The sequence below is a fragment of the Endozoicomonas sp. 4G genome, assembly GCF_023822025.1.
Classification (GTDB): domain Bacteria; phylum Pseudomonadota; class Gammaproteobacteria; order Pseudomonadales; family Endozoicomonadaceae; genus Endozoicomonas_A.
In genome coordinates this window covers 4951899-4970428 of the sequence record NZ_CP082909.1, presented here as the reverse complement: position 1 = coordinate 4970428, position 18530 = coordinate 4951899, and the positions used below count along the sequence as shown (strand labels likewise).

The 18530-nt window shown below is 50.2% G+C and carries 17 protein-coding genes; 7 read left to right on the top strand and 10 right to left on the bottom strand.

All coding sequences use genetic code 11. The features are described from left to right. Position 1: 1 nt before the first annotated feature. The gene (gene fliO, locus K7B67_RS19535; protein WP_252177534.1) at positions 2-445 is read right to left on the bottom strand and encodes a flagellar biosynthetic protein FliO; all 444 of its coding nucleotides are present in this window, start codon (positions 443-445) and stop codon (positions 2-4) included. A gap of 176 nt (positions 446-621) precedes the next feature. Here fliO and K7B67_RS19530 point away from each other — a divergent pair, with 176 nt between their 5' ends. The 3 genes from K7B67_RS19530 (at position 622) to K7B67_RS23910 (ending at position 3947) form a co-directional block, all read left to right on the top strand. Continuing rightward, positions 622-933, top strand: coding sequence for a hypothetical protein (locus K7B67_RS19530; protein WP_252177533.1), 312 nt, complete (start codon positions 622-624; stop codon positions 931-933). A gap of 97 nt (positions 934-1030) precedes the next feature. Next, positions 1031-3403, top strand: a complete 2373-nt coding sequence (locus tag K7B67_RS19525; RefSeq protein ID WP_252177532.1) for an autotransporter outer membrane beta-barrel domain-containing protein — start codon at positions 1031-1033, stop codon at positions 3401-3403. Between the two features lie 85 nt (positions 3404-3488). Then, positions 3489-3947, top strand: coding sequence for a transposase (locus K7B67_RS23910; protein WP_256484576.1), 459 nt, complete (start codon positions 3489-3491; stop codon positions 3945-3947). A gap of 4 nt (positions 3948-3951) precedes the next feature. On the opposite strand, the gene imm45 is transcribed toward K7B67_RS23910, so the two are convergent. The 3 genes from imm45 to K7B67_RS19505 all read right to left on the bottom strand — a co-directional run bounded on the left by imm45 (position 3952) and on the right by K7B67_RS19505 (position 7481). Then, positions 3952-4278 carry an Imm45 family immunity protein gene (imm45, locus tag K7B67_RS19515; protein WP_252177531.1) on the bottom strand — a complete coding sequence of 109 codons (327 nt, stop codon included), beginning with the start codon at positions 4276-4278 and terminating at the stop codon, positions 3952-3954. A gap of 8 nt (positions 4279-4286) precedes the next feature. After that, the gene (locus K7B67_RS19510) at positions 4287-6509 is read right to left on the bottom strand and encodes a hypothetical protein (RefSeq protein ID WP_252177530.1); all 2223 of its coding nucleotides are present in this window, start codon (positions 6507-6509) and stop codon (positions 4287-4289) included. A gap of 108 nt (positions 6510-6617) precedes the next feature. Beyond that, positions 6618-7481, bottom strand: a complete 864-nt coding sequence (locus K7B67_RS19505; protein ID WP_252177529.1) for an SMP-30/gluconolactonase/LRE family protein — start codon at positions 7479-7481, stop codon at positions 6618-6620. A gap of 246 nt (positions 7482-7727) precedes the next feature. Here K7B67_RS19505 and alr point away from each other — a divergent pair, with 246 nt between their 5' ends. Then, positions 7728-8822 (top strand): alanine racemase, encoded by a 1095-nt coding sequence (gene alr, locus K7B67_RS19500; RefSeq protein WP_252177528.1) that lies wholly within the window; start codon positions 7728-7730, stop codon positions 8820-8822. 13 nt (positions 8823-8835) lie between these two features. On the opposite strand, the gene K7B67_RS19495 is transcribed toward alr, so the two are convergent. Genes K7B67_RS19495 through K7B67_RS19485 form a run of 3 tightly spaced genes read right to left on the bottom strand, consistent with a single transcriptional unit; the run spans position 8836 to position 12418 of the window. Then, positions 8836-11139 (bottom strand): MlaD family protein, encoded by a 2304-nt coding sequence (locus K7B67_RS19495; protein ID WP_252177527.1) that lies wholly within the window; start codon positions 11137-11139, stop codon positions 8836-8838. Beyond that, complete coding sequence (locus K7B67_RS19490) at positions 11136-11783, bottom strand: paraquat-inducible protein A (protein ID WP_252177526.1); 648 nt, start codon at positions 11781-11783, stop codon at positions 11136-11138. The genes K7B67_RS19495 and K7B67_RS19490 overlap by 4 nt, the downstream gene beginning before the upstream one ends. Beyond that, complete coding sequence (locus K7B67_RS19485) at positions 11780-12418, bottom strand: paraquat-inducible protein A (protein ID WP_252177525.1); 639 nt, start codon at positions 12416-12418, stop codon at positions 11780-11782. The genes K7B67_RS19490 and K7B67_RS19485 overlap by 4 nt, the downstream gene beginning before the upstream one ends. A gap of 169 nt (positions 12419-12587) precedes the next feature. Here K7B67_RS19485 and K7B67_RS19480 point away from each other — a divergent pair, with 169 nt between their 5' ends. The 3 genes from K7B67_RS19480 (at position 12588) to K7B67_RS19470 (ending at position 15213) form a co-directional block, all read left to right on the top strand. Beyond that, a complete protein-coding gene (locus K7B67_RS19480; protein ID WP_252177524.1) occupies positions 12588-13346 on the top strand; it encodes a DeoR/GlpR family DNA-binding transcription regulator in 759 nt (252 codons plus the stop codon). A gap of 128 nt (positions 13347-13474) precedes the next feature. Then, on the top strand, positions 13475-14482 hold the full coding sequence (gene pdxA / locus K7B67_RS19475) for a 4-hydroxythreonine-4-phosphate dehydrogenase PdxA (RefSeq protein ID WP_252177523.1): 1008 nt from the start codon (positions 13475-13477) through the stop codon (positions 14480-14482). 65 nt (positions 14483-14547) lie between these two features. Continuing rightward, entirely contained in the window at positions 14548-15213 is a 666-nt protein-coding gene (locus K7B67_RS19470) for an N-acetylmuramoyl-L-alanine amidase (protein ID WP_252177522.1), read from the top strand. On the opposite strand, the gene K7B67_RS19465 is transcribed toward K7B67_RS19470, so the two are convergent. From K7B67_RS19465 to K7B67_RS19455, 3 genes are all read right to left on the bottom strand, one after another. Continuing rightward, positions 15175-15450 (bottom strand): DUF6364 family protein, encoded by a 276-nt coding sequence (locus tag K7B67_RS19465; RefSeq protein ID WP_252177521.1) that lies wholly within the window; start codon positions 15448-15450, stop codon positions 15175-15177. The genes K7B67_RS19470 and K7B67_RS19465 overlap by 39 nt on opposite strands. A gap of 13 nt (positions 15451-15463) precedes the next feature. Continuing rightward, on the bottom strand, positions 15464-16846 hold the full coding sequence (locus tag K7B67_RS19460; protein WP_252177520.1) for a hypothetical protein: 1383 nt from the start codon (positions 16844-16846) through the stop codon (positions 15464-15466). A gap of 86 nt (positions 16847-16932) precedes the next feature. After that, the gene (locus K7B67_RS19455; protein WP_252177519.1) at positions 16933-18516 is read right to left on the bottom strand and encodes a hypothetical protein; all 1584 of its coding nucleotides are present in this window, start codon (positions 18514-18516) and stop codon (positions 16933-16935) included. Positions 18517-18530: the final 14 nt, after the last annotated feature.

The window sequence follows — 18530 nt, the reverse complement described above, 5'->3', positions numbered from 1 at the left end:
CTCACTTCGAGCGACTACCTTTCAGCAGGTTTTTGAATTGTGCCGCAAAATCCTGCTGGTTTCCCCTGTTATCAGGAGGCAGGGGAGACTCATCAAAGGTGTGAATTAAATTGACTTGCTGATTGGTGACCCCCAGCAGGATATCCTTTTCGCCGATTCGAATCAGACAGACTCTGGCCTGACTGGAAACCGGAATGCTGGAAACGACGGTTATCCCCTGGCCAACGGCGGGCGTGCCTACGTTCAGTTTTTTTACGACCCAGGCCAGGGCAAAAATCAGCACAATAACAAAAAACAGAGGCGCAACAACCTGAGTGAGACTCAGGTCGGCTGGCTTGTCGGCGGTCTCTTCTGCAAAAGCCATTTCAATAGAAGCAATGGCTGAAAAACCGGACAGTAAAATCAGACTGAGCCCATAAGGATAGTGTTTGAATCGGCTTTTCACGCCGCCTCCTGCTTGCGCTTACATGATCTAAAGTCCTTTCATTCTTACCATATTAAGTGAGAAGCATGAAGAACAAGTTTTGCCGACCAGTCATCGACGAGCTTAAACAATGACAACGACTCAACGATATAGAAAGTGATCATCGTCCTATATCTCTGATTCCATCGAGGTTCCTCATGAAAAAACCTGACATTGTCAAAAAGCGACTGCAAAAGTCTATTGATAATCTTGGGGAGGCTATTCGCAGCAGAGATTGGACCAGGCTGAACGCTTTGGATTCAGAAGCCCGCCAGGCCATTGATGAGGCCCTGAAAAGTGACCCCGTTTCTGCCAAAGCAGTAAAGCCGCTGCTTGAAGAGCTTCAGGTGCTTTATCAGGAAATGATATCAACCTGCCAGCTGGAACGAGATCGCATAAAGGAACAGTTAACGCTCAGCAAGCGTCGTCAGGACGCTATTGAGAGTTATCAACAAAGCAACAGGCATTGAAATTATTATTGAAGTATTTCCTGTTACCTGCCGATAGTGGACATCAGCCAGTTCTTAAATTGGAAAAATCTCAGTCCGCTACTGCAAGGAAGAAAGCATGAACAAGAGCCTGTTCAGGAAGAAAACGCTTGCCGCTGTTATTGCTGCGACCGTTCCACTCATGGCCGCCAAGTCCAGTGCCGTTACAGAAATCACCGCTGATGGTGATAGTTATGCCGCCACCGGAATCTTCGGTGCAGTGACCTTAAATGTTAATGCTGGAGCGACTGACGAGTACGCCTTCATTCTGGATGCCGATAACGGGACTTTCTACGTTCAGGGCACGCTATACCAGGCCGTCAGTATCAATCTCGACAACCCGGAAGGCAAAGCCGTTCTGCTCTATCGTGACACCAATTCCGGTTACGCTGTGAATATGTCTGCACTCAGCAGACTGAGCGCTAAAGGTTCAGCCCACGGTATTCTGCTGAGTAACGGCGACGCCAGCGTTATTCAGATCGATGTTGGAGATACCAAACTCGGCGGTACTATTCAGGTCGAAGACGGGGATGCTTACAGAATTGAAGAAGAGCTGTTAGGTACCGTTACCATCACCGGGGTACTGCATGGTAAAACAGCCATTAAAGCAACCGAAGGCGGTAAGCTGGGAGAGGATGCTGCGATCGTCGTTAAGGGCGGTAAGCTGCAATCAAATGGTGATACTGCCGTTGACTTCAGCGGTGCCGGTGGTGACCTCCTCATGAGTGTCAATAACGGTACGATAGAGGGTAAAGTGCTGGGTTCTGCTGCCCACAGCGGCGATACTCTGAACACAGGCGGTAACACCACATTCACTGGCGATATTGAGAATGTTGAAACCATTACAGTCGGTAACACCGGTTCGGACGTCACCCGTTTCCAAGGTGATATCAAACATGAATCCGATGGTGCCAACGTCAAAATCTACGGTACAACCAGCTTTGATAAGTCTGGATCACAAACCATCGAGGGTGATCTGACGGTTGATCCAACAGGACTTATCATAACAGAGCTGGATACTGACTCCGACACCGATCCCGCTCTGGTTGTCACCGGTACTGCCACTATTGACTCAGGCTCGAAGTTGAAAATTATTCCTTCTCAGGAAGTCATGGAATTAGGCGAGGCTGTGCAAGATGCAAAAATCATTGAAGCCAACACCAATCTGGATGTTTCCGGCGATGTTTCTGATATACCCGTTGAGCACTCTGTACTGATTGATGTTTCCGAAATCACACTGGATAACGATGCTCTGGAAGTAGACGTGACACCAAGAACCCGCGAGTCACTTCAGGAAATGATTGCAAAAGAAGGTGCTGGTGCCTCCACTGAAAAAGCTTTGGCGGCTATGATGGCAGTGATCACTCAGGATCCCACCAACTCCACAAGCTTCAATAACTTTTACAACACCATCGCCAATATTACGGATGTGAACAAACTGGCTGAACTCGCCAGAGAGAGTAAAGTCAACAACTCCGATGCCATCCAGACGACCAACGTGACGGTAGAAACCAAGGTCAAGACCAACGTCCTGAGCCACGTCAGGGCGGTTCAGGAAGATGAAGCGCCAGAAAACGGGCTTGCCTACGGTGGCAGTTACACCAGTCAGGGTTTCTGGTTGCAGGTTCTGGGTTCAGACATCACTCAGGATGATCGCAAAAACGACGGTGGCGACCAGCTTTTCGGTTTTGATGCCGATCTGAATGGTTTGACACTGGGCACCGAAACCACTATCAACGATGACTATCTGGTGGGAGCCGCGTTCACTGTCGCCAATGCTGATATCGACAAACATAACTCGAATGACAACTCCACCATCAAAAACTACCAGCTCAGCGTTTACGGTTCCTGGGAGCAGGAAAACTGGTTCCTGGACGGTGTGATTAACATCGGTCGCAGTAACAACCAGCGCAGCCGGTACATCGATGGCTTTGTTGATGCCCCGATCACTTCAGATTACACCAGTCATCAGTACGGCCTGACCACTATATTAGGAATGAGCCAGAACTTTGGTGCGATGAAGATGGTGCCAATGCTAGGTTTCAACTACACCATGGTCAAAAGTGAAGCCTTCAAAGAAGAAGACAAATATGCCACCGGTTTTGCCATGGATGTCGACAGCCAGAAGTATCAAAAGGTTGAGCTGGGTGCTGGCGTTGAATTGAGTCAGGCTTTCAGGGTCAGCAAGGGTGAAGTCGAGCCTTCCCTGAGATTGATGGCCTGGCATGATTTCAAGGGTGATGTGGTAGAAACCACAACGAGTTATCTGCTTCTGCCCGGCAAAGAAGAGCCCTATAAGGGAGCCGATGCCGTCAAGAACCGCTATCAGGTTTCAGCCAACGTGACCTACCGTCGCAACGACAACATGAGCTTTGTTGTGGGTTATGAACTGAACAAGAGTTCAGACTACAAAGCCCAGAACTACTTCCTGAGAATGAAGTACGATTTTTAAGCTTTGACGTTTTCGAGAGGACTCTGTTTCAGAGTGTTGTACTCTCGTTTTAGTTAACAGTAAAACCCTCGTTAGACACTTGTAAGTGTTCGGTGAACACACGGATATTCAGCCATTGTCTACTACAGCTCTGGCATGTCCCAGTCTGCCGTTCTCACTACTGCCCCGCCCACGGTTAAGGAAGAAACCCACGAAAGTCCTCAAGAGTCTTCAGCGGCACTGGGAAGATCTGACCCGGTTTGTGGATGATCCGGGTATTCCACTGGATAATAATGCCGCCGAGCGAGCATTACACAACCCTGTTGTGGGGCGCAAGAACTATTATGGTGCAGGCAGTGAGTGGAGTGGTCAGCTGACTGCCTGGCTGTTTTCTATTTTCGTGACGCTGAATCTCTGGGGTATCAATCTTCACACCTGGCTGAGCGGTTACCTTCAGGCCTGTGCCGATAATAACCGACAGCCGCCGGATGATTTATCCGAGTGGTTGCCTTGGGAGATGGGTGAGGAAAGGTTGGAGGTGATGCGGGGGCATGATCCGCCATAGCAATTTATAAAGGATCGGCTTTATAACCTTCAGATACGTAAACCTCTGATACAGGACATTCAGGGTATACCCATTGGGACCAGTTCTCGATAAGCCAGTTCTTCTCTATAGAGCGCCTGTAAAGGCTGTCTTTAATTGATGATTCTTTTGGTAGTAAGACTAAAATCAGACCTGCCTTATATCCGGAACTAACCATCAACCCTTGCCCTCTGTCTATCATGGCTGGGTCATAAACCATAAAGTCGACTAGATTTTCATATGGATATTTTCCTGGTACTCTGAAAACAGTGCCATGTGAAAACCAATCCATATTACAATCAACAAGTTTCATCCATTTCATTACTTAACCTTCAGATCATGCTGTCCTGAGCTGTCATATTTTTTCTCAACAGGATTTAAGTCAATATCAACCTCATCTATATGTTTACCGCTTTTTGGATCATTTTTTTCAAACCTACCATGCTGACTATCAATGGAATACAAAAAGCCATCGTTTCCTTTGTAAACGTCTCGATCATTCATTTTACTGATCTTATTGTCTTTCACCCAGCCGTAGTTCTGTGCAACCACTTTAAGAGTAACTTTAATATGAGCAACCCTTTCTCCGGAAGACATTCGAAATAGTGATGCTTCAAACTCTGAAGCTCCTGGTATTCTCCTATCTGGAGAATAAAACTCCTGCCATTCCTTATGCCGAGCCTCCACACTGTCCGGATGCCAGCCATCTTTCTTCAGCGCAGGTGACGGTACTCTGGCCAGCTCAGCCAAAGCCCTCACTTTGGCAACCGGCACCAGCACCGAAAGCACCTTCCCGGCTCCCAGTATACGAGCCTGAGTGATTTCGTCCAGTTGTTGCCAGACGGCACTGACCCGGTTGCCAGTGCTGTCGTCGATAAACTCCACCACGGCATCCATGGCGCTATCGACACGACTTAGAGCATGAAGAACCCGTTCAGTTCCTTCTGGAAAGTGCTGGTAAGAGACTCTGACCATACTTTCCGTTGCCTGCTCAATACCCTGGGTCAGCGGGTCTTCACCCCGACCAAGGGTTTCCAGGGCAGTGAACAGCAGGTTTTCATCCGGTGTCTGTTGCTGCTGAGCCTGAATATCTGCTAGCGTCTGCCGACGAAGTTTTTCCAAATCGGCAATACCATCCAAAAGCACCATCAGCGCATTCTGGTTCTGGAGTGCGCCAGGGTTATCTGCTTCGCTCAGGGCTGTGATGCCTGAAAGCCAGGTTTTTTTGAAGCACCCGGCTTTCCTGTGGCAAACCCTGCCACTGAGCTGCACCCCTTGCTGCTCCCACTGTATCGGGGCGGTCAGTTGCGGATGATGGCGCAGACCCGTGAATTCAGCCATGTTATGTTCCAGCCAGTGACGGTATTCAACCATGGTCATCTGTTGCCGGTTCTGTGACATGGCCTCAAAGGTCTCAAGGCTGCGAATTTCCCACTGCGCCGCTTCTATATCATGTTGCTGCCTTGCTTCGGAAAAAAGGTAACCGCCTTCGTTCTCCAAAAAGGCAATATGGTCTTTCCTGGCCTGAAGCGGTTCCGTATTGAAACGCGCCATAATGCCATGATGGGTTTTCACTCTGACAAGCTGGTTCTCATGGTGCCTGATGGACTGCTCGACCTCTTCCGGGTTGGACGCTTTGGGCAATCCCGATTTCAACAGGCTAATCATGGCCTGCCAGTTTTCCGCTGACAGAGGCTGGTTGTTTAAACGTTGCTGAATCTGTGCCTGTTGATCATCAAAGGACTTTTGTAGCGAATTTTCCTGTACCTGGTTCCGGGCGGTGTGAGCATTGCTACGACGTGAAGGATGACTGGCAGCAAAATGATGAAACCGGGCAGCATGCTCCAACTTTTGACGGTTAGGATGATAGGGTGTTGAACCACCCGGACGAATCACCACATCAGGGCCTCCACCCCGGTCATGGAGGAGATGGGCGCTCGCACCGGGTAATCCGAAAGTGCCTTCATCCGGTTTTGGCGTATTTCGGCAGGGGGCTGGATAATGCAGTTGCCCAAGCTGCTCCATCTCAGGTGTTATTGTCTGCCCCGTTAGCCACGATTGCCAGAACTGTTCTGCTTTCCAGTGACCACCTCCGGGAACAAGTCGCAACCACTCCCTGACAAGCCAGTGCAATAAAAATTTGTCCGGCTGTTCTTCCAGCTTTTGTTGCCAGTCTTTCCATTGCCTTTCCCAATGCACGACAAACGACGACTCTCTGATAAAAAAGTTCAGAATTGAGTCCAGCAAGGAGAGTGCTTCAGGACAGTCTGGCAGAAACTGCTGGAACTGCTGAATCAGGTTCAGCCAGACTAAAGGATAATTGCCAGCAAGATTGTCCACGAAAGGTATGGACTCCTGACCGGTCAGCGCCAGGTAGTGAATGGCATGACGGGAAAACGCCTCTTCGTCGTCCAGGCTCCGTATAAGGAGGGTTTTGAGATAAGCGACAGACTCTCCGGTACCAACATCATCAGGCACGGCGTTGCCGGAAGTCACCAGCAGAAGGGCGAATAAAAGTCTGGCCAGCAACTCCGTACAGCGCATATCCGGCTACGAATTCGGCAAAAGCACAAGGATAGACGAGTTTCTCGGGAAGAGTTGCCGAATGCCAAGGTCTTTCATCCGGCAGAGGAACAATGTTGTGTTGTGTGTTCACCGAATACTTGCAGACACCTCAACCATTTCAACCCTGCCCCGCTGATACTCAGTGATATAAAGTCTGTTGTTGTCCTTGCCGCCAAAAATAACATCCATAGGACATGAGCCCCGGGTCACAATCGTTCGCTGAATGTCGCCATTGGCAGTGACGGTGGCCACATGACCCTGACCAAACATGGCAACGTAAAGGTTACCCTCCGTGTCAAAGGTGATGCCATCGGGTCCTGCCACCCGGCATGGGCCAGCAGCATCGGTGACCGTTACAAACCGTTCCCGGCTGGCAACCTCCAATCGGTCAGTAAACGGGTAACGATAAATATTCCCTGTTACTGACTCACTGATATAGAGTTTTCCATCCGGAGCAAAGGCAATACCACTGGCAAAACGAAATCCGTCATCAAGACAATCCAGTTGTTTGCTGATGGGATCGAGTCGAAACAACTTTCCCTGCATTGGCCCTTCCCAGATGTCCGGATTAGCCCTTCCTGCCGTGATCAGGTCAGTGACACGGATACCAGAGTCCGTCAGATAAATAGCCCCATCAGGCCCCAGAGTCATACCATTGGGCCAAAGCAAGGGAGTGTCACTGTCGCCGGAAAAACGCTCGGCCAGCGAGCCATCAGAATTGAGCCTGAGCACTGATGATTGACGGGTTTCGGTAACCCAGATACTGCCATCATAAGGGTTCTGCAACAGACCGCCGGGTCTGTCGAGTCGGGCAAAAATATGGCGTTTTTTTCCTGAGGCCGAAACCCGAATCAGACAACCTCTCTCCTTGCCGGCCTCTGAAATAATTATACTTCCGTCGTTTAATATCAAAGCTGACTCAGGATGCTCCAGGTCTTCAAGAAAAACCATATTACGCCCACTTGTGATTGTTCATGTGGAGAGACAGTTTAGATACAAATGACCGCGACCTGCTTAGAACAATAAGAAACAAAATGTAGGGAGATTTAGCTATACGGGGTATTATTTAGTCACTAATAGAATTAATAAAAACACTTAAAGAGCAATAGCTTATTAATTGATAGCATTGAGACTTCAGCATGAGCGGCATTTTCGGCTCATGGCTGTTTGATTTGACTCGGGGGAAATGCGGCAACTATGAGTCGTCCGGCCAGGGCCGTCATTCATCTTGACGCTCTCAAACATAATTATCGACTGGCTAAATCACTGTCAGGCAAGGGCAAAGCCCTGGCGGTTGTCAAAGCCGACGCCTACGGTCATGGTGCCATTCCTTGTGCACGGTCCCTGTCAGAGGAAGCCGACGGATTTGCAGTGGCCTGCATTGAAGAAGCGCTGGAACTCAGGGCCGCCGGCATCAGCAACCGCCTGCTTATTCTCGAAGGTTTTTTCGATCAGTCCGAACTCATAGACGTTGCCTCAGAAAGCCTTGATATCGTTGTACACAATCCGGAACAGATAAAACAACTTGAACAGACCCCGCTGGAGAAGCCCATCAGGGTCTGGCTGAAAATGGACTCTGGTATGCACAGGGTGGGCATTCTTCCCGGTCACTATCGCGAGGCCTGGACAAGACTTGAGCAACTGCCCTGGGTCAGCGAGATTCTCCTGATGACTCACCTGTCCTGTGCCGACCAAACGGACACGGGTTACACCCGGCAGCAGCTTGAAGTCTTTGAGCAGCATACGCTGGGATTACCGGGTGAAAGAAGTATTGCCAATTCAGCCGGTCTTATTCATTGCGCCAGTGCCAGAGCAGACTGGAGCCGGCCCGGACTGATGCTTTACGGAGCCTCTCCTTTTGATCACTGCCATGACATTGAAGCCAGGCTCAGGCCGGTGATGGCACTCCATTCCGCCATTATCAATATCAAGGAAGTGCCCGCTGGCAGTCCGGTCGGTTATGCCGGTACAGCGGTGACCAACAAGACCACTCGTTTGGGTGTCATAGCCATGGGTTACGCTGATGGCTATCCCCTGGCTCCGAATGGCACACCTGTGCTCGTCAACGGTCAGTCAGTGCCACTGACAGGTCGAGTCTCCATGGATATGTTAACGGTCGATCTGTCAGAAATGGCTGATGTGAAAGTGGGCGATCCTGTGTTGCTCTGGGGCAAAGACCTGCCAGTGGTTGAGGTTGCAAGGTATGCCGGTACTATTCCCTATCAGCTGTTTTGTAATATAAACCGGGTTCCCCTTTCATATCAGCACTCAGCCAGTAAAGAGGTTGTCTGAGTTAACGGAGCCGCTATTCGGGGTGCAGGATACCCGGAGTCCACTTCAGCCATTCAGGTTTCGGTTCGTCGGCCAGTTCGAACGAAGTTTCCGGAGTCACCGGATCTCCCTGCTCTGGCGTCGCAAACGCGATACCACCTGCCAGAATCGCTTCGAGAGACTCTGTTCGAAGCCTGGCACCACTGAATAAACCAAACTGGAAATCGACCCCACTGGCATTCCAGAACCGGCTTTTGTCAGTGACCAGCGGCGCATAGTGATCTTCGATGTTCAGAAAAATAATAACCTTGTCGGCGGGATTACCTAACTTGAATCCGGTGACCACGCCTACCGGTATTTCTCGGTAATAAACAGGATTGCCCGGTTTAATGGAGCCCAATTGAGTGCTGACTAACTGAATACGAAGGCCGCCGGCGCGAGGCTGGTCATCAGGTGCCCTCGGGTTTGCGACAAAAGCAACACGTTTAGCAGCGGTTTCAGAGCGTGCCGGTGACACGCCGATATAAAGACCTGTCAACAGCGTTTCCAGGTGCGCCGTGTTGGTCAGGCCCAGCCTGGGTTTAACCAGCCAGAATCTGGAACCCGTGCGAGCCAGCCAATCAGCGCCTTCGTTAAGTAACACACGGGCCAGGATGGCTTTTTTAGTCTCATCCAGATTCAGTTCTGTCACTCTTCCCATCTCCAGACCTTTGTACTTCAGCCGTGTACCTACCTGCAGACCGTCCGCAGATTCAAACTGAATGTCTATCACCTGGCCTGTTTCGCTTGCCCGGCTCATATCGTCATATAAAACAAACCGGGTTTTGTTGGCTACTCTGGCGGCATCAGGGTTGGGGGTTTTAAAGGCAATGCCTCCTGAAAGCATGGAATTGAGTGTGCCTGTCCTGACCTTGAACCCCTGCAATCCACCCTCCAGGGTGACACCGCTGATATTCCAGAAAAGCGTGCTTTTATTCACAAGGTGTTGATATTTGGGCATGATCAATATTTTGACCACGACCCCATCCTTCCCAAGTGTGTAGGACTCCACCTGCCCGACGGGCATTTTTCTATAGAGGACAGGGCTACCCTGGCTCAGACCCTCAAGAGAGTCAGCCCTGAGTTCAAGGTGCAGGCCCGGAGAGGAAGGCGATGCCGGAGGCTTGCTGGCCAGACCGATGAATTTCGTTTCCGGCTCCGCTTTTTTCATATCAACCTGACTGACATCCATAGCGATATAACGGCCAGCCAACAGGGTTTCCAGACCCGTGATGCCTTTCAGGTTGATTTGTGGTGCCACCATCCAGAAACGGGCACCTTTGACCAGAATATGTCTGGCTTCAGGGCGAATAACGGCCTCGGCGATAATGGCTGAGTAATCCTCATTAAACGAGGCATCTTTGATAACACCCACTTCCATACCGTGGAAAAGTATTTTTGATTTCTCCTGTCCAAGGGCAACATCCAGAGGGAATTCAATGGCAATACTGATGCCCGCTTCTGCGGCATCATAATCGTTATACAAAGGAAAGCGGGTGCCGTTGGCAGCCTCCGGCTCTTGTTCTTCCCAATCCGGGGTATAAAGAGCCACACCGCCCTGAATCATGGAAGTCAAAGACTGGGTTCTTACTTTCAGATGGGTCAGACTCCCGGAGATATCCACCCCCCCTGCATTCCAGAAGCGGGTATTTTTTCTTACCAGATGGCTGAATGTCGGCTTGATGTACACATGAATATCAACCCTTTCGTCATCCTGCGAGAGTGCGTAGCGAGTCACTTCGCCAATCTTCAGACGGCGATAATAGACCGGACTTCCCTCCTGCACAGAAGATAACTCATCAGCCTGAAGTATCAGGCTCAGCCCTCCTTCTCGAACGCCTGGGGCGGGTGGCGATTCTAGCGCCGAAAATGACCGCTTTGTCTCACCCCTCCCAGAGGGCCTGAAGGCGATGTAGTTGCCAGAGACCAGCGTTTCCAGACCGGACACGCCGGCTACAGAAAGCTGAGGCTGAACCAGCCAGAACTGACTGTATTCCCTGAGATACGGCTTCATCTGCCGATCCATTTCCAGCTCGACATCGACACCTTTCAGGTCTTCTGTCATGGTCATTCGGGTCACTTTTCCAACCGCCAGGCCGTTGTACCTGACTTCGGTTTTGCCTGCTTTCATGCCCTTGGCATTGTCAAAATGAACGTGAACTTCCAGACCCGTGTGATAAAGGGTTCTCCAGACCAGAAAGGAAACGATCATCAGGGCAATCACCGGCAGCAGCCAGATCGCTGGAACACGACGATGCTCTTTCAGATCTGCGTTCACAGCCATCTTTTCGTCGCTCACTGTTGATCTCCTTTTAAGCTCAACTGACTGGACCGATCCCAAAGTAGTCTGGGATCAAAACTCATGGCTGCCGACATGGTTAGCACCACCACCGCAGCAAACGCAAAAGCAGCAGGACCGGCCGTCACAGTACCCAGATGACCGAACTGCACCAGTGCGACAAGAAGGGAAATAATAAAAATATCCAGCATGGACCAGCGGCCAATCCAGACAATCAGTCGATACAGACGGGTCTGACGATCCGGGTTCATTGCCCCTGTTTGCACACAAACCAGCAGCCATGCCATGCCCAGAAGTTTCATCAGGGGCACCAGAATACTGGCGGTAAAAACCAGCAGGGCAATGGGTGCCATACCATGGTGCATCAGCTCTATGACGCCCGACATAATGGTATCTGGCCTGCCTCGCCCAAACCGGCTTACCGTCATTATCGGCAGCAGGTTTGCAGGTATGTAGAGCAGCGCGGCGCTCAGGGTCAGAGCCCAGCAACGAGAAAGGCTGTCCTTTTTTCTTAGACGTACTTTGCTGCCACATCGGGGACATCGGATCTCACCTGCCCGACACACCCTGTGGCAGTTCAGGCAAAGTTTTATCCTGCGCTCAGCACCGCTGGACATCTGGCTGGATGGATCTGTTACGGTCATGGATCCTCTCCCAACATTTTCCACAGCTCATGCTCATTCAGGTTCAGGGTGATCATCAGTTCACAGAGCATCAGCCCGGCAAAGCAATATAAGCCTGCACCGGTCTGCACACTGGCCATATCTGCCAGCTTGATAACCGCTACCAGGGCGCCCAGGAAATAGATTTCTGTCATACCCCACTCTTGCAAGAGCGTATAAATTCTCAACAAGGTTCTGGATCTTCTGCGTCCCCAACCGTTGCCGACAGAAACAAGAACCTGAAACAAAATCACAAGACGCAGAAAAGGGATCAGGATGGCAGACAACAGAACCAGCAGAGCGACGGCACCATAACCTCCCTGGTAAAGAGCGATTACCCCTTCAGAAATCGTGCTTTGCTGCACATTCCCCAGAATATCCATGGAGAGAACGGGGTAATAATTGGCGGGTATAAACAGGATTAAGCCGGTCACAACCAGAGCCAGGCAGCGCTGGATGCCCGCAGGTCGGTGAGACTCCAGCACACAGCCGCATCGGGGGCATGAAGCCTGCTGCCGATAGGCCGGGTCATGAGCAAAGGTCGGGGTCTTTATCATCAGGTCACAGTCAGGACAGAGCCTGATTCCTGAGTCAAAACTCGTTTCTTTTTTAACCATATAGGTATATCTGGGGAAGAAACTGAACAAATTCTGCCATATAATCCGCCAGTGAATTTTAGCTGCTCTGATTGCCTTGTCTCTATATCGGCAGCACGAACCAGTACTACGCCCCACAGCTGGTGAGCGGCGTAAATAACAGATACGCAATGATTCAAGAGGTTTAGGTATGCTTCCCGTTGAGCGTCGAGAGCACATTCTGACTTACGTAGAGGAAAAAGGCTGTGCCAACATCGAAGAGATGGCGGAGAAATTCGATGTTTCCCAGATGACCATTCGTCGCGATATACGAACCCTGGAACAGGAAGACAAACTGCGCGTCACCTATGGCGGTGCGGTATCCAAAAGCTTCCTGATGGAAGATATCCCTTACGAAAAGAAGAATGCTGTCAACATCGAAGAGAAAAAGTCCATTGCTTACGAAGCCCTCAAGCTGGTTAAGGAAGGGCAGATCGTTCTGCTGGATGCGGGAACCAGCACCATGGCCCTGGCCAAGCTGTTGATGCGCATGAAGGTCACGGTGATCACTCCCGACCTGAAAATCGCCCTGCAACTTTCTGATTCTTCGACCGCCAAGGTCTACACCACCGGGGGTCTGGTCAGCGCCATTACCAAGGCTCACTGTGATACTACCGCCCTGTCTTTCCTGGACAGCATTAATGCCGATATTGCCTTTCTGGCCACCAACAGCTGGAGTCTGGAGCACGGTATGACCACAGCGTCGACCGACCATTACTTTATTCGTCGCAAGATGCTGGATCGGGCAACCCGCAGCGTTCTGCTGGCAGACTCCAGCAAGTTTGGTGCTTCCAGCATGAAGACTATCTGCCAGCTGGATGAGCTGGATACTATTATCACGGACAGCCGTTTCGATGATGAAAGTCTGGCGGCTATCAGGGAAGCGGGTGGTAATATCATTCGCTCCTGATTGTGCGACAATGTCTGCACGTCATCATTGCACGTCATCATTGCGCGTCTGGTCTAAACTCACAGCTATCAATCAGACTGAGTCCCAGTCAGGATCCTGACCGTCAGGCTTCTGGCTGGCTGTGAGTAATGAATCCCCTGATCTGTATTCCAATGGGTGACCCGGCCGGCATCGGCCCGGAAATCCTGGTAAAAGCACTTGCTGCCAATGACTTCTCTAATAGCTGTCGATTGCTGGTGGTCGGCTATGGTGCGGTTCTTCAACAGGTTATCTCGACCTGCTGTTTGCCCCTGACCATCAAGCCTGTGAAGGCTTGTACCGATATTGATCCCCGGACCGATATTCTCAATCTCCTCGAACCCACTGTTCCTCCTCAACATTTCGAGCCGGGCACGGTTTCAGCTGCCGCCGGGAAGATGGCTTACGACTGCATTCAACTGGCAACACAGCTGGCCCTGGAGCAACAGGTTCATGCTCTGGTAACACCGCCTATTAACAAGATGTCCCTGGCCGCAGCCAATATCAGACAGGCAGGGCACACCGAAATTCTTGCTGATCTGACAGACAGCAGGCACCCACTGACGTTGTTTGAAGTGGCGGGATTGAAAGTCTTTTTTCTTTCACGACACCTGTCTCTCAGGCAGGCCTGTGACTATGTCACTCGAAATAATTTGATTCAATGTGCGCAAAAAGCGATTGAAGCCCTGAAATCACTGGGTATCGAGATGCCCAGTCTGGCCATAGCAGGGCTAAACCCTCATTGCGGCGATAACGGCCTGTTTGGGCATGAAGAGCAGGAAGAAATCAGGCCCGCTGTTCTCAGGTTGCAACAGCTTGGGTTGAACGTATCCGGCCCCTGGCCTGCTGATTCGGTGTTTTATCAGGCATTGAATGGAAAATTTGATGCGGTTATCTCGCTCTACCATGATCAGGGTCACATCGCGACCAAGATGGTGGACTTCCACAAAACCATTTCCATCACCTGCGGCTTGCCTTTTCTGAGAACTTCGGTAGATCACGGCACCGCCTACGACATCGCTGGTAAAGGTATTGCCTCTGATGTCAGCATGACTGAAGCCATAAAAGTGGCGATTCGTTATCTTTCAGGAAGTGGACTTTCTAACATTCGCCCTTGATCTCTGGACAGAGGGCTGGTTAGGCTAAAAGTTCTTCGGATTCCACACCTTTTACAGGCAAATCAATGGCTCTTCGCTTCGTTTCACACCCCAGCCCCAACTTTGATGCCCGGGAAATTCCTGTAGAGTTTCTGGTCTTGCATTACACGGCGGTAGACCTTCAGGGCACGCTGGACATTTTTTCAAGCAGCGAGTGTGGGGCTTCAGCCCATCTGGTGATTGATCTGGATGGAGCCATCTATGAGCTGGTCAGTTGCTTGAACGGCACGGCTCACAGAGCCTGGCATGCAGGGATTAGCCGCTGGCAGGAAAAGGAAGCGTTCAACGATTTCGCCATTGGCATAGAGCTGGTTAACTATAACGGGAATGTTTTCCCTTTCACCAATGCGCAATATTCAGCTCTGAAAGATGTGATTCAACAGTTGCAGCAGCATTACCCCAGTTTGAATGATCCACAACGGATTCTTGGTCATGAGCAGATAGCCGGTTTCCGGGGAAAAGCCGATCCGGGTTGTTGCTTTGATTGGAATCGACTTTTCTCAGACAACTTTCCTGACCAGCCCCGGCCTGTTCGGGAATCGGTCTGCCCAAAGGCGCTTCAGACTGCTCTGGAAAAGCTTAAGCCACTGGAGCCTGTTGATAGAGAGCAGCGGTCACTTTTTTGGCAAAGAATTAGCGAGCTAACAGAAACGTCAGTCAGGCTGATTCAGCAGGGAGCCAGGGCTGGTTAATAGATACTTATCCTCAAGGTATTTTTTGTAATCCTCCTCACTCGATACTTCAGAACCTGCCATGATACCCCTGAGACTTTGTGTGAGGGGAGGCAGTTTTTTGCTGACATCAGATTCCTCAAGTAGCGCATTAAAATAATCAGCTACCAGTTGAGACAAAGATTTGCCGTGGTCAGCAGCATATTTTTTAGCGTGCTCAACAAGTCTGGCGTTTATCCGCAGGGCAAGTTTATGCATAACGGATCCTTGTTTATAACTCCGGATTTAGCTTGTTCCGCTCAGGTGCATAGCCATATCCCTGCAACAGCTTGACACCCGCTATCGCCAGAAGCTCTCGGTATTGCGAAGGGTTCAACCAGACCATGCGCTTCAGGTCTTCTTCGCTCAGAACCTCATTAAGCGCATCTTTCACCCGTACAGTCTGCCCCACCGGCAACTCCCCTACCATGAGCAGAGGCACATTGTTGCCCTCCCTGTCTTTGTCAATGCCCTCTTCACTCAGCCCCTCAACGACGCTTTTAATGACTGGAATAAAGGTTATCCTGGCACATTCGGTTAAGGTGTTTTGGCCGTAATACCAGTCTTCCTCAGCGATGCCCGCTGGCACGGTATTCTGTTGCAGCACCCAGAAGCCGACGTAGCCCGCTTCATTCTTCTTGTTTTTCAAGCGAACAAACAGGTGATTAAACTTTCTGGTAGGCAAGGTGGTATTCAATCGTGCCTGTTCCGTTTTGCTATAGCCCAGCTCAGGGTAGGATAGGTAGTCACCTTTGCGTGCTTGCTCATAAGCAGCCACGGTTGGCATGGCATTCATGGCTTTCAGAACCGGTACGTGCTCTAGATCCAGTATGTTAAAATCACTGGCTGTACAGGTTACTGGCAGTTGATCAAGAAAATTTTCCTGAATGCTGATGCCGTACTGATAACTTCCACCCTCACTGCCATAAGTCACCAGATCATCCTGCATAATACCGTCCCGAATTTTGTAACCGACGGCGTAAGTGGTCAGTTGAATAAAATCCAGATCCCTTAATTCACCCTTTCCGCCTGCCTTCTGTTTGGCCACTTTGCCCATCAGACGGGCATCGGAGTCCAGTTGCAGAAGTTTATGCTGGAATATCGGGAAGTTACGTAACTTCAGTACTTCTCTCAGGTTCTTGTCAATGTACTGCTCTTTGGTCATGGTTCTGCCATCAACCGTAAGCGTTTTATCCTTGTGTTCGTAGAATCCGGAAATACCAACGAATACTGCATCAAGCCTGATCTTGTCGTCATACTTCAGGCCTGGCCAGTGGAAGCGGGCTGACTTTCTGAGATTATCAAGCGCAGCAGCAAACAGAATGGTTTCAGAATCACGGAATGCCAGCGTGCCGGGATGGCCCATACCGGCGAGAGAGGCTGCATAATAGTCTTCATAATCCGGTGACTGGCTGTAGCTGATATGAACCGGAGAAGCCACTGAGCTGGCCAGAACCTTCTCTGGGTGATCTGCCGAGACCAGCACCATATTGACCTCGGCGTTACTTTCATAGACCACCAGTACCAGATTGTCCGAATAGGTTACGGCAAAAGCCAGTGAGGACATCAAACAGAGTGAAAGCAGGACGATACTGCCTGTGAGCCTGAGTTTCATTAGACCAGCGCCTGTATAAAAAGAAATGGGTGGTCTTTAAAGTAGTCAATAAAACGAAGTCTGGGACGAGCTGAGTGTGTTTTATTTTAGAGACTGCTTGCGCTCTGATATAGAGCCAACAATATGGCCAGAGTGGTTATAACACCTGAACCCGCAGTCATTCTGGTTGAATCTGCTGATGAAGTAGAGATCAGGCCTTTTTTATTGGAGGTCGTGTTGCCGCTAAAAGCTTTATCAGTAACAAAAGCAGAGGGCGTAGTGACAGTCGGGCAGACTGCTGATTTAAAGAAAAAACGACCTTCGTAGTTGACCAGTCCATCACAGGCCGTGGCAGAGGAGTTAATGGCCGTCCAGGTGTTTAGAATCTGGCTGATGGAATAGGGAGCAGGTGTTGGCGTAAAAACGGTTGAGCTTGCTGATGGCATGGCAACCGTTGAATTTGGCGTTGGCGTGACAACGGGCGACGTCATCGGTCTTTCACACTCACCTGCCAGCGGTAACGGATCATCAGCTTTCAGGCTGAAGTGTGGTTGAAATTGTCGCCATGGACGGATGGCCTGCAGGTGATTACAGGCCAGGGCCAGTCTGAGAGGGGGGCTGACGTTTATAGCGGCCTCTTCTGCCCGGGGACTTACCTGGATCCAGTTGCCTGCCAGGTTAAAGAGAGGAGGCTCTGCATTGGCATCGGTATGACCTATAAGAGTAAAGCCTCCCACTCGTGGTGATCGTTGGGCAGAAGCATCGCGAAATGTGTTAGTGCTGCCATTATTGATAATGTCTACGGTATTTCTGAAGATATCCATACGGCTTCCGGGCCCAAGAGTAAATTCACCCGCCTCTGCCACTCTGCCCAGGAATGTATTATCGGTAACAGAGATTCTCTGTGACTGGTTTCTGATAGCAGGAAGATTTACAAATACCCCATCTTCGGGCATATAGTTCAGGAACCTGTTCTGGATTAGGTGACCTCTGATCGTGTTATTGGCAAACTGCAGGCCCGGACCAGGGCGATTGCTATCGGCCGTTGCATCCAGCGATTTTTTGCAATCAAGATTCATTGCGGATCGGTTGGGAAGATGGAATATGTTGTCTTTTACAATCAGTCTCCGGTTGTAACATTCTGCGAAAATAATAGAGTTAGGTTCGGGGAAGCCACCGTCTGGGTGACCCGCGGTGTATCCAAGTGGCCGGAAAGTAAGGTGTTTGATATGGCTGTCTCTTGTTTCTCCAAACCGGAAATTTTCAGAGGTTCCTACCTCGACCATATGTTCGCTTCCGTGACCTCTGGACATGACGACGATTTCAAAACCGTCGTCAGCGGCTCCAATAATGTCTTGGCCATCCTTTAAAACTATTTTATATGTAAAGTACTCAACCGCGGTTCTACCTCTCACAGGAACAATGTTGGAGGAGAGCAGTATCACCGTATTTTCAGGAGCCTGATGGATCAATTCATTTAAATTTTCTTTCCGGTTGGCACTGAGAACAAGACACTGTTTTCCGCGAAAAAACTCTTTATACTGGTCTAGCCGTCGCTGCACGCCCAGCGTTTGTCCTGTCAGAGAGTCGCATGATGGTACTGTAGAGGCTGTAGGTTGAGTCGCCGCCTGAGCCTGTAAACTGTGCAACAAAAATAGCGAAGCAAGGAACAGGGCCATATAATGTTTCAAGTACTTAACCCTTG